Below are 9,009 nucleotides of genomic sequence, written 5' to 3'. Positions count from 1 at the left end.
GCGCGGTCGGTCAGCGCTTCGGGAGCAGCTCCGCGAGGTATGCGTCGCCGTCGATCCACACGACGGTCTTGCCGCCGGGGCCGTCCGGCGTGCATGCGAAGCGGTCGGTGAGCACCCAGTCGTCGTGTTCGACGGCGTCCCATTCCGGGAGCCGCGTGAGGCGCTCCTCGATGAGCTCAGCGTCGTTGATCAGGGTGTTGAGGATGTCCCGATCCCGGGTGACCAGGTACGTGCCGGAGCCGTCGTAGTAGGACGCGATCTGTTCGAACATGGTGGGGTCCTTTCGTTGCCCACCTCATGCGCGGGAGTCGCTACGACATCGCCGTCTCCTCCTCGCGAACTGGCGCGTAGATCACCCCGTCGACGTGGTCGAGACCGTTGATCAAGGTCATCTCCCACCGGTAGCCTGGCGCCGGCGGTCGGGTCAGGTTCAGCGGCTCCCAACCGCCCTCGATGGTGTTCAACGCGACGCCTCCGCACGGATCAGGTCGGCGATCCAGTACGTTCCGGCTTCACGGTCGGCGTCCTCGGCGATCTTGACGATCCGTTCGACGACGGCGTCGTGGACGGCGCGGAGCCCGCGGGCGTGCACGGAGTTCACGTGGGTGCTCCCCGGCCGGTAGGCGGTGACAAGTTCGAGGTCGTTCATGGGTGCTGCTTCCTCTGCTGCTTGAGCAGGTCGATGGCTTGGCGTCGCGCCGACTCGAGACGGCTGGCCGCGTGCTCCATGTCGGCCTCCCGCTCCACCACCTCGCGGAGGGCGTTCTCGAGCATCGTGGCGAGGTCCGGGACGGCGCCGATCCGGATGTACCGGCTGACGATGTTCCCGTGTTGCCTGGTCAGGGTGGCACGGTCGTCCTTGCTGAAGTCGGCGAACCGCTCGTCCGGCTCGATCTTGCGGAAGTCGTGGATGTTGAACCGAACGGTCGCGGTGGCGAGCTCGTCCTCGCTAAGGATGTGGTCGTCGCCCGAGCCCCAGAACGTGTCGACGACGAAGTTCTCGCGCGTCATCCGCCCCTCCACGCCCTCCCGGCTGGGGAGGTTCTCGATCACGGCGATACCCTCACGGCAGTGGAACCTGTCCGGCTCGTAGTCCAGGACGTCGCCGTCACCGAACTCCACTGGAATGCGACGCCGCGACTGGCCGGCGTTGATGGTGGTGATGGTCATGGTCATGTCGGGCTCCTTCGTCTCTTCTCGCCGCGTCCATGCGCGGAACCCGGAGAGTCGCACGTGCGGTCCTAGGAACGCCGGCGTGGGCTACGCGGCGGACTGCTCGATGCTCGTAAGCGGTTCGATGCTCTGGACGTCGGTGCTCACCCTTCGGGTCGCGAGGTAGCCGGCGTAGTCGTCGACCTTGCCGATCCAGACGACGAGTGACTGCCCGACGGTGATGTCGACGAGCTCGTACAGCGGCATGGCTTCGCCGTCACGGCGGAGATCCGCGGCGTCGACCATGTCGGGCGCGACGTTCGGGGCGACATGCGGTGCTCTGACCACCTCTCGGCGGTCCAGGTCGAAAACGTACCTGCTCCCCGAGGCGGTGATCACGGCGTACACGCCGGCGTCGACGTCGTTCAGGGTCTGCATGCCACTCACATGCGCGGCCGATCGTAACCTCAGCCGGGGAACGCCTTCCGGCGCCGGCACTGCCCGCAGTCGACATTTTCCGGAAACTGGGATGCCAGCACGGGGACCATCAGCCCGCCACCGCAGAGGACGTTCGTGGACAGGTCGTACTCGACGTTGAAGGCCCCGTCACCGCGTGGCGTGCGGATGGTGTTCGCGTTCGGGTCGTAGTGGATGGAGGTGCCAAGCCCGAGCGAGGTGCGAGCCTCTTTGATCTCTTCCAGCCAGCCCATCCCCCATCGTTCGCCGTTGTCGAGGATGACGTCGTGGAGGTTGTCGTCGGTGTTCCGGACGGTGAACGTCTTGTCGGCGTAGCTGCGGACGATCCGGCGTCGGCCGCGGGCGAGCTCCTCAACGGAGGCGTTCGATCCGCTGGACGCCGCCCAGTTGGTCACGGCCATCGCCTGGTCGGTGAACCGTACCTTGGTCCCGTCCGGCCACTTCCGGTCCTCAGGCTTCGCCACGCTGTTCCTCCCGTTCGGCTTCGAGGCGGAGCCCGGTGCGGTACACCTGTCCGATCGCGCGGCGGGCGCCGTCGACGTCGTCCTGGGTGACACCGGAGGGGAGCTTCTCGGCCCAGTCGTGTTGCAGGTTGTCGACGGCCCAGGCGAGGACGTGGTGCGGCACGTCGACCGGGGCGAGGTTCGGGAACGCGTCGATGAACTCGCACAACGCTGCGTTCAGCCTGGGGTCGCGGTCGTCGCTGGTCGGCTCGGCCGGCGGGTCGGTGAACCGGGCGCGCATCAGGTCGGGGCCGAACTGGCGCCACCAGTCCATCGGGGCGGAAGGGCCGGGAGACGCGCCATGGTTGTCGTTCGTCTCTTCGCAGATGTCGCATTCGCCGTAGAGGTGCACCAAGGGTGCGGTGCCAGGCCCGGCGTCCGGGTTCTCTTCGACGAAGAGGTGGCAGGAGGAGCATTTCGTGTAGGTGCGCTCCGCGACGCCGGTCAGCGACATGATGGTCCTTTCGTTCAGGACCACCATGCGCGGGCCGTGTCTGTCCGCTCCACTACGCTTCAGGCACTGCATCCAAGAAGGGAGAGCTGATGTCGACATCGCACTTCGACGACCAGTTCCACGAGGTCCTCTGGCGCACCGTGTGGCCGGATTCGGAGTTCCTCTCCCTCGAGTGCCCGCAGTGCGGCACGATGAGCAAGCCCATGGTGCCCCACGGCACGTTCTCGCCCCAGGCGTTCTGCCCGAACGAGGAGTGCGAGGCGTGGACCTGGGATCCGATCATCGACCCCGACGTGATCCGAGGATCGGCCATCTCCAACTGACGGCGCGGCCCGGCGCAGCGGCCGGGCGTTGTTTCCCGCCTGGGCGCTTCTTTGTCGTGGCAACCGCGGTCGCGGAGCGCTCAAGCAGGAGGGCACGTTCTTTGAGCTTGCGGCGCCGGGAGGCTTTGGCTTCTTGCCTCAAGGTCGTCTGAAGGCCGGGTGCATCGACGGTGGCTCCCGCAGCCAGCGCTTCGAGCGTGTCGGCGGTGAAACCGTAGAGGTGCGCGTCATCGTGGAGCCGTTTGCGGATGGCGACCCGCCTCGCTCTCCGCAGGTCTGCGACCAAGTCGCCGGTTCCAGCCAACACAGCCCCTTTCAGCCCGCCGCGCAGACGAACCTCCCGAGCCTATGTCGAGGGTGGTAGGCGGACCGAATCAGGCGGCTTTGGCGTCCTCACCGAAGTACGCGTTCAGCCGTGTGACGACCGCGAAAGCATGCTCGATGTGCTCGCTTGTTGCTTCGGCGATTGGGACGACGCCCTCGGCCAGTTGCGCGATTGTGTCTTCCAGCACCCAGCTGACAGGGATGCTCTCGGCGCGGAACTGCTCCCAAGCTTCTCGGAGCCGCACAAGCACAGGGTTTGCTTCATGGATCGGTTGCAACACTGGGCAGGAGTGAACGGCTTTGCAGACCCTGTCGACGAACGAGTGCACATGGTCAGTTGGGCTTTTGAGGGTGGCGTGATCGCAACTTCCGAAGATCGTCACTCGAGGGTTCCCGCTCCTGCTTAAGTCCGTCGTTAGGGGGACCAGGGCGACCCCAAGCACATCATCCGGCATTAGCGCCCTTCGCGCGAGGTCCTGACGTGAGGCTGGCGTGTCGTGACGCTTCTGTGCTACAGCCGTTGCCTATTGCGCAACTTTCTTGCGCTCTAGCTACTGCTGGTCACCCGCCAGTCGGGGCACGCCGTTGTAGTGCTCGAAGTCCTCCGGGCCGCCCATCTTCGCGAGCTTCCCCGCCAGTGCGATCGCATCCTCTGCGCTGTGAAGGGTGAGGTACGCGCAGTACTGCGGCGTGAGGATCTCGCTGCCGGTTTCCGTGCCGCCGGCGTCCTCGGGGTCCGTGCAGTGGAGGATCTCCGTGCTGTTGATCACGTCGTAGTTCGGCTCCTCGCCCTCGCGGGCGAAGTTCGCTGCGTACCAAGAATCCGTGATGACGGTCCAGGTGCCGTCGTCGAGCTGGCGGGTGTACCGGCGGTCGAAGTTCGGGCCGACCTGGATGTCGCCCCCGACGTTGGTGTCCCACTCCTGGAGGCCTTCCAGGGACTCGGTCCAGGTCCAGGTGGGCAGCGGGGTGGTCGTGGTGGTCATGGTGTGCGCCTTCCGCAGGGGTTCCGGCAGTGCCGGACCGGTCAAGTTCTTCTCGACACGTTCATGCGCGGTGGAGCGCCGAAGGGGACCACCCCACCGGGCGGACCCCTCCATCGGGTCGGCGACTACCCGCCGATCGGGTCCTTCCGGGCGAACAGCGCGCGGAGCTCCGGGGCGACGTTGTCGCAGAACAGCACCTGGGCGTCCTCACGATCCTCGAAGTCGCGGACCGTCTCGTGGTCGCCGCCGTCGGTGTCCTCGTCGTACGCGCTCAGCGCCTCGTCGAGCGCGGCGAGGTCCGCCCCGAAGATGTCCTCGAGCTTCCGGAGGACGGCAGCGGTGGCTGCTTCGAGCATCGAGTGGATTTCGTCGGCGAAGACGTCACGGCCGTCGATCGCGGACTGGAGCCCGACGATGCCGTCGTCGTAGTTCGCGTTGATGACCTCGTCGGCGATGGCGGTCGCGTCGATGGTGGGGGTCGGGTTCGTCATGCACGTCCTGTCGTCAGCCGGTCCTCCCGGCGCTGCTTCTTCTGGGAATCACATGCGCGGTTCATGCCAGCGGAAGTGGGTAATACATAGGGGCTAGGTGGCACTTAGGCCGGAAGTATTGGAGGGACGATGGGCGGCAACGCATCTCGATGATGCCGGCGGCGCGCAATGCAGCCGAGGGGGTCGACGTCGACTTCTGACACGCGTACGTCGGATCGTGCTTGCTGGGACCTCGATGATCTTGAATCCCAACGCCCGTCGACGGACCGCTACTCTGTGCTGACCCCATCCCCGAGAGGCCCCCATGTCGCGTATGCCCAGAGTCGTTGTCGCTGCCACCATTTCGTCTTTGCTTCTCCTGGCGACTGCGGCGTGCTCGAGCCCGATCAGTTCGACCGCGGGGTCGTCAGTCGACGCTGTTGCTGACGTCGACGCCGCGAACGCGGCAGCTTTGGCCGTCTACGTTCAGGCTGAGCAGGCGACCATCCCCCAGATCCTGGGACAGTATCCGGACCTGTACTCGGAAGTGACCATCGACGGTGCGATGAAGGACCAGGCGGGCGATCGTGGCCTTCCGGCAGGCACTTATGCCGTCGTGTTCTACGACTACACGTACGCCAGCGCTGTCGACTGGCCGACTGCCATCGACGCACTGGATGGTCAGCGCGCATCGTTCGACAGCGTCTGCGATTCCACGGTGTTCCCGGCCATGCGACAGGCCGGGGTCACTGGCCCGCTCAGCGCCGTCTACTCCTACACCGACGGGAGAAGCGAGTTCGGCCCGATGTGGAGCCACACCTGCTCTGACTACTGAGCGCTCTCGGTGACCCGGTCGTACTTCGCGCGGAGGTGCCACCCGTAGCAGGTGCCCTTCCGTTTCGGCTCAGCGACCGTCTCCCAGTGCACGTCGTCTTCGCGCTGCAGATATCGGGCGACGAACACTTCGACGCCGTCGGACCGGCGCCGCCAGACTTGACTCTCGATGATCTGGTCGTTGTCGTACTCGTCGACGTCGACGTCGTAACCGAGGGCGCGGAGCGCGGCGGCGTGCTCCGCGGCGTCCGTGGCGGCGTCGGCGCCGTTGAACGTCCGAAGGTTCACGGGTCGGACGCCGTTGGCTTTGACGGTGACGATGGCCTGCATGGGAGCCTCCTTAGTCTCAGATTCTGGCAGCTGCGTCGAGCCGGTCGAGCAGTTCGAGGGTCTTGGTGACCATCGCTTCGATGTTCCCGGCGGTGTGGAGCGCGCGCACCTCGTCGACGTCGTTCTGCACACCGGCGGGGATGATGCTGGTGAGGAACCGCTGGTCGTCTCCACCTTCGGTGATGATGACCCCGTCGACGTCCTTGCCCTCGTCGGACTCGGTGCGGAGACGAACGGTGCGGACGTCGTCGCGGGCTCCGATGAGCGTGCGGACTGCGGTCTCGAGTTCTGCTGCGGCGTTGCCGTAGCCGTTCAGGCAGACCTCGCGGCGCCCGTCGTGCTCCCATTCGTACACCTCGACGTCGTACAGGTAGTCGTCGATGATCTCGGCGAGGCCTGCCTTGAACTCCTCTTCGGTGAGGGTGTCGGACACGATCGAGAGGTTGTGGTAGATCGTTGCGGTGGTCATAGGTCCCCCTTCGTCGGCCACTGGTCGTGGCGCTGCTTCTCAGAGGTGACATGCGCGGGCGGGGCGACCCTGCCCGCCGCCTTTACGCGCCGGTCTCGACGTGGCCGGTGCCGCCGCACGTCTGGCAGGTCGCCGAACCCGGGTAGCGGTCTCCCAGCGAGGGGCGGTCTCGCTCGTAGGCGGCGTTCAGCTCGTCGACGATCAGCTCAGCGTGCATCCGCTTCATGTCCGCCACGACACCGTCGAGCGGGAACTTCCCGTCCACGGTGCGGTGCACGATGACCGCGAACTCCTCCTCGTCCCTCCGGATCGTAAGGACGTACTTGCCGGCGATGCCGTCGGCCTCGTCCTCCTCGAAATCGATCCAGTCGTACAGGTCCGGCTCGTCGAAGGCAGTGAGGCCGGCACCGCCGCATGTTGTGCAGTCGGCCTGCTCGCTCTCGTCGCCCTTCGAGTCGATGGCTCGCAGCAGTGCGGTGAGCACCTCATCGGCTGCATCGCGTGCGTCGAAGGCGAAGTCGAGGCGGTCGTTCGCCTGGGATCGCTCGACGAGGTTCGACGCTTCACGAGCGTCCGCGCGGAGCCTGACGAAGGGCCGCCGAGCCCTGAGGACCGCTTCGGTGAGAGCGCGACGGTATTCGTCCGCGGTGAGGGTGACCGGGCGGTCGGTCCGCGTGGCGTCCTTCGTGCGGATCATGATGGATTCGACGATCGGGTCGATGCGGTCAGCCATGGTGGGCGTCCTTCCGGGTCGGCCGGCATGGCCGGCGCTGCTTCTTCTCAGCACCTTCATGCGCGGCCGGCCCGGCGGTGGCTACTCGTCGATGGCGTCGATGTGAAGCGAATCGAACGGGAAGCTGTCGAGCGTGATGTCGAGGTCGCCGTCCCAGCCGGTGCGCCACAGCTGCAGGTCGATGTCGTCTCCGGTGCGGTTCACTTCGGCGAGGGCGACGAGGTCTTCATCCCACCTGCGCCACTCGCGTCCGCCGACATGCTCGGAGGACGCCCAGAACTGGAGGATCAACTGCTCCTGCGCGGAGGTGAGCTGTTCGAGGTTCTCGTCGATGTCGATGATGAGCTCGCCGTCGACTTCATCGTCGGTGATGCGGTAGCGGGTCATGTGGGTCTCCTTGGTCGGCCGGCATGGCCGGCGCTGTTTCTTCTCAGCACGTTCATGCGCGGCCTGCGGGCCGTGAGCGGCTATCCGGCAGACGTGACGGCCTGCGCTGCACGGGCTTCCGCGAGCATCTCCGCTTGGTGTTCCGCCTGGCGGAAGCCGATGACGGTGACACCGTCGGGGATGGGGGTGCCGTTCGCGGTGACCCGGGCGGGCTTCACCCATTCGCCGGCGTTCGCCTCGAGCGGGTGACCGCAGGTGCACGCCCACTCTCCGGTGTCCAGGCTGGAGCGGTGCTGGGCGAGCAGCAGCGTTTCCGCGTCGCGCTGCTGCGCGGACTGCTCGTTTAGCGCGGCGATGATCGCGTCGGTGATGACGTCGACGATCCGAACCCATCTTCCGTTCACGTACATGGTTGTGGTGTCGGTGTCGCCGATGACGTCGGCGGCGATCTGTTCGGGGCTGCGGGTGTTCAAGGGGTGGTCCTCCGGTGTCGGCCGGACCTCGCCCGGCGCTGCTTCTCGACACGTCCATGCGCGGAGGGGGCGCGGGAACCGCCCGGCGTCCGAAGGTTCAGCGCCGGGCGGTTCCTGGGGTCACGCGGTGAGGTTGTCTGCCTTCGCGAGGATGTCCTGCTGGACCTGCTCTGCGGTGTGCGTGTCCCCGTGTGCGACGAGGATCACCGCGACCTGGGCTCGGAGGACCGGGCTGTCGGCTGCTGGCTTCCCGGCGGCCCAGAGAGCCGCGGATGCCGCGACGAGCTCGAGGTACTGCTCCGACTCTGGGTCCATCTCCTCCCAGCGGTCGAACCGGAGGAACCGGCGGATGACCGCCGCGGCGTGCTTCACCATGTCGGAGGTGATCGGTTCAGGCCGGGTCGGCTCGTATGAGGCGAACTCGGTGTCGAGCCAGTCCTGTGCGATGAGTCGCGCGGTGCTGTCCTTGTTGGTGTTCCACACCTCACGGAAGTCGTCGATGATCGGGTTGTGCAGGTGGACCGTCTTCACGGTCACCCCGTTCAGGGAGAACCGCTCCCCCACCTTGTCGGCGAACGGGGTCTCGTCCCGGTAGACGTCCTCGACGACGGTGTACCGCTCGCCGGTCTCGACATCGGTGACGACCGCGCCGACGGCGAGGGTGGTGACGTCGAGGATCGCGTCGGCGCGACGTGACGCGAAGATCGGTGCGGTGCTGCCGCGACCGAACTCCATGAGCAGGTTCTCCATCGCCTCCTCCGGTGACGCACCGAAGGCGTCGCCGTCGTGGATGCCATTGATCGTGCGAGTTGCGCGCCACGGGCGGAGCGGGTGCTCGTCGGCTTCGGCGTTCTGGACCTGGATGATGACCCGCTCCGGTGCGAGGAGCGGCTCGGGGCTCTTCTCGGCGAGCTCGTCGAGCGCGGCAGCGATCTGGTGCGCGAGCGGCTTCAACGACTCGACGGTGGACTCGTCCAGTGACGGGTACGCGGCGATCTGCCAGGTGCGGAGCTGGTGCTTGAGAGCGAGGGCGTTGCGGGCGTCCATGCTGGTCCTTCCGGTCGGCCGGCGGGACCGGCGCTGCTTCTTCTCGG

Annotated in this window: 18 protein-coding genes; 2 read left to right on the top strand and 16 right to left on the bottom strand. The window is 66.6% G+C overall.

Annotated features, from left to right (window positions below):
* Nucleotides 1-10 precede the first annotated feature (10 nt).
* The 7 genes from GH736_RS02615 to GH736_RS02585 form a co-directional block, all read right to left on the bottom strand.
* A complete protein-coding gene (locus tag GH736_RS02615; RefSeq protein ID WP_159599981.1) occupies nucleotides 11-271 on the bottom strand; it encodes a hypothetical protein in 261 nt (86 codons plus the stop codon).
* A gap of 40 nt (nucleotides 272-311) precedes the next feature.
* Nucleotides 312-464, bottom strand: a complete 153-nt coding sequence (locus GH736_RS02610) for a hypothetical protein (RefSeq protein WP_159599979.1) — start codon at nucleotides 462-464, stop codon at nucleotides 312-314.
* Nucleotides 461-649, bottom strand: coding sequence for a hypothetical protein (locus tag GH736_RS02605; RefSeq protein WP_159599977.1), 189 nt, complete (start codon nucleotides 647-649; stop codon nucleotides 461-463). Before GH736_RS02605 ends, GH736_RS02610 begins: the two co-directional genes overlap by 4 nt.
* Nucleotides 646-1,176 carry a hypothetical protein gene (locus GH736_RS02600; RefSeq protein ID WP_159599975.1) on the bottom strand — a complete coding sequence of 177 codons (531 nt, stop codon included), beginning with the start codon at nucleotides 1,174-1,176 and terminating at the stop codon, nucleotides 646-648. Before GH736_RS02600 ends, GH736_RS02605 begins: the two co-directional genes overlap by 4 nt.
* 84 nt (nucleotides 1,177-1,260) lie before the next feature.
* Entirely contained in the window at nucleotides 1,261-1,590 is a 330-nt protein-coding gene (locus tag GH736_RS02595) for a hypothetical protein (protein ID WP_159599973.1), read from the bottom strand.
* Between the two features lie 29 nt (nucleotides 1,591-1,619).
* The gene (locus GH736_RS02590) at nucleotides 1,620-2,093 is read right to left on the bottom strand and encodes a hypothetical protein (protein WP_159599971.1); all 474 of its coding nucleotides are present in this window, start codon (nucleotides 2,091-2,093) and stop codon (nucleotides 1,620-1,622) included.
* Nucleotides 2,080-2,586, bottom strand: a complete 507-nt coding sequence (locus GH736_RS02585) for a hypothetical protein (RefSeq protein WP_159599969.1) — start codon at nucleotides 2,584-2,586, stop codon at nucleotides 2,080-2,082. The genes GH736_RS02590 and GH736_RS02585 overlap by 14 nt, the downstream gene beginning before the upstream one ends.
* 89 nt (nucleotides 2,587-2,675) lie before the next feature.
* Here GH736_RS02585 and GH736_RS02580 point away from each other — a divergent pair, with 89 nt between their 5' ends.
* Nucleotides 2,676-2,909 carry a hypothetical protein gene (locus GH736_RS02580; RefSeq protein ID WP_159599967.1) on the top strand — a complete coding sequence of 78 codons (234 nt, stop codon included), beginning with the start codon at nucleotides 2,676-2,678 and terminating at the stop codon, nucleotides 2,907-2,909.
* 374 nt (nucleotides 2,910-3,283) lie between these two features.
* Here GH736_RS02580 and GH736_RS02575 read toward each other — a convergent pair whose 3' ends face one another.
* From GH736_RS02575 to GH736_RS02565, 3 genes are all read right to left on the bottom strand, one after another.
* Nucleotides 3,284-3,616 carry a hypothetical protein gene (locus GH736_RS02575; protein WP_159599965.1) on the bottom strand — a complete coding sequence of 111 codons (333 nt, stop codon included), beginning with the start codon at nucleotides 3,614-3,616 and terminating at the stop codon, nucleotides 3,284-3,286.
* 168 nt (nucleotides 3,617-3,784) lie between these two features.
* Entirely contained in the window at nucleotides 3,785-4,219 is a 435-nt protein-coding gene (locus GH736_RS02570) for a hypothetical protein (protein ID WP_159599963.1), read from the bottom strand.
* Nucleotides 4,220-4,344: 125 nt separating this feature from the next.
* Nucleotides 4,345-4,710, bottom strand: a complete 366-nt coding sequence (locus GH736_RS02565; protein WP_159599961.1) for a hypothetical protein — start codon at nucleotides 4,708-4,710, stop codon at nucleotides 4,345-4,347.
* 349 nt (nucleotides 4,711-5,059) lie between these two features.
* On the opposite strand from GH736_RS02565, the gene GH736_RS02560 reads away from it, so the two are divergent.
* Complete coding sequence (locus tag GH736_RS02560) at nucleotides 5,060-5,524, top strand: hypothetical protein (RefSeq protein WP_159599959.1); 465 nt, start codon at nucleotides 5,060-5,062, stop codon at nucleotides 5,522-5,524.
* Here GH736_RS02560 and GH736_RS02555 read toward each other — a convergent pair.
* From GH736_RS02555 to GH736_RS02530, 6 genes are all read right to left on the bottom strand, one after another.
* Nucleotides 5,518-5,853 (bottom strand): hypothetical protein, encoded by a 336-nt coding sequence (locus GH736_RS02555; RefSeq protein ID WP_159599957.1) that lies wholly within the window; start codon nucleotides 5,851-5,853, stop codon nucleotides 5,518-5,520. The genes GH736_RS02560 and GH736_RS02555 overlap by 7 nt on opposite strands.
* Before the next feature lie 16 nt (nucleotides 5,854-5,869).
* Nucleotides 5,870-6,322, bottom strand: a complete 453-nt coding sequence (locus GH736_RS02550) for a hypothetical protein (protein ID WP_159599955.1) — start codon at nucleotides 6,320-6,322, stop codon at nucleotides 5,870-5,872.
* Between the two features lie 82 nt (nucleotides 6,323-6,404).
* Nucleotides 6,405-7,055, bottom strand: coding sequence for a hypothetical protein (locus GH736_RS02545; protein ID WP_159599953.1), 651 nt, complete (start codon nucleotides 7,053-7,055; stop codon nucleotides 6,405-6,407).
* Nucleotides 7,056-7,136: 81 nt separating this feature from the next.
* The gene (locus GH736_RS02540) at nucleotides 7,137-7,442 is read right to left on the bottom strand and encodes a hypothetical protein (protein ID WP_159599951.1); all 306 of its coding nucleotides are present in this window, start codon (nucleotides 7,440-7,442) and stop codon (nucleotides 7,137-7,139) included.
* A gap of 80 nt (nucleotides 7,443-7,522) precedes the next feature.
* Nucleotides 7,523-7,915, bottom strand: coding sequence for a hypothetical protein (locus tag GH736_RS02535; RefSeq protein ID WP_159599949.1), 393 nt, complete (start codon nucleotides 7,913-7,915; stop codon nucleotides 7,523-7,525).
* A gap of 120 nt (nucleotides 7,916-8,035) precedes the next feature.
* Nucleotides 8,036-8,962, bottom strand: a complete 927-nt coding sequence (locus GH736_RS02530) for a hypothetical protein (RefSeq protein ID WP_159599948.1) — start codon at nucleotides 8,960-8,962, stop codon at nucleotides 8,036-8,038.
* Between the last annotated feature and the right edge of the window lie 47 nt (nucleotides 8,963-9,009).

The sequence above is a fragment of the Agromyces humi genome (assembly GCF_009720255.1).
In the GTDB taxonomy this organism is placed as follows: domain Bacteria; phylum Actinomycetota; class Actinomycetes; order Actinomycetales; family Microbacteriaceae; genus Agromyces; species Agromyces humi.
The sequence above is the reverse complement of the archived record's forward strand: the minus strand, read 5'-3'. Positions and strand labels throughout refer to the sequence as shown.

Bases quoted from the DNA above. Each gene is read 5' to 3' on its own strand.
- GH736_RS02615 (WP_159599981.1), bottom strand. From the start codon at position 271: ATGTTCGAACAGATCGCGTCCTACTACGACGGCTCCGGCACGTACCTG.
- GH736_RS02605 (WP_159599977.1), bottom strand. From the start codon at position 649: ATGAACGACCTCGAACTTGTCACCGCCTACCGGCCGGGGAGCACCCAC.
- GH736_RS02600 (WP_159599975.1), bottom strand. From the start codon at position 1,176: ATGACCATGACCATCACCACCATCAACGCCGGCCAGTCGCGGCGTCGC.
- GH736_RS02595 (WP_159599973.1), bottom strand. From the start codon at position 1,590: ATGCAGACCCTGAACGACGTCGACGCCGGCGTGTACGCCGTGATCACC.
- GH736_RS02585 (WP_159599969.1), bottom strand. From the start codon at position 2,586: ATGTCGCTGACCGGCGTCGCGGAGCGCACCTACACGAAATGCTCCTCC.
- GH736_RS02580 (WP_159599967.1), top strand. From the start codon at position 2,676: ATGTCGACATCGCACTTCGACGACCAGTTCCACGAGGTCCTCTGGCGC.
- GH736_RS02570 (WP_159599963.1), bottom strand. From the start codon at position 4,219: ATGACCACCACGACCACCCCGCTGCCCACCTGGACCTGGACCGAGTCC.
- GH736_RS02565 (WP_159599961.1), bottom strand. From the start codon at position 4,710: ATGACGAACCCGACCCCCACCATCGACGCGACCGCCATCGCCGACGAG.
- GH736_RS02555 (WP_159599957.1), bottom strand. From the start codon at position 5,853: ATGCAGGCCATCGTCACCGTCAAAGCCAACGGCGTCCGACCCGTGAAC.
- GH736_RS02550 (WP_159599955.1), bottom strand. From the start codon at position 6,322: ATGACCACCGCAACGATCTACCACAACCTCTCGATCGTGTCCGACACC.
- GH736_RS02545 (WP_159599953.1), bottom strand. From the start codon at position 7,055: ATGGCTGACCGCATCGACCCGATCGTCGAATCCATCATGATCCGCACG.
- GH736_RS02540 (WP_159599951.1), bottom strand. From the start codon at position 7,442: ATGACCCGCTACCGCATCACCGACGATGAAGTCGACGGCGAGCTCATC.
- GH736_RS02530 (WP_159599948.1), bottom strand. From the start codon at position 8,962: ATGGACGCCCGCAACGCCCTCGCTCTCAAGCACCAGCTCCGCACCTGG.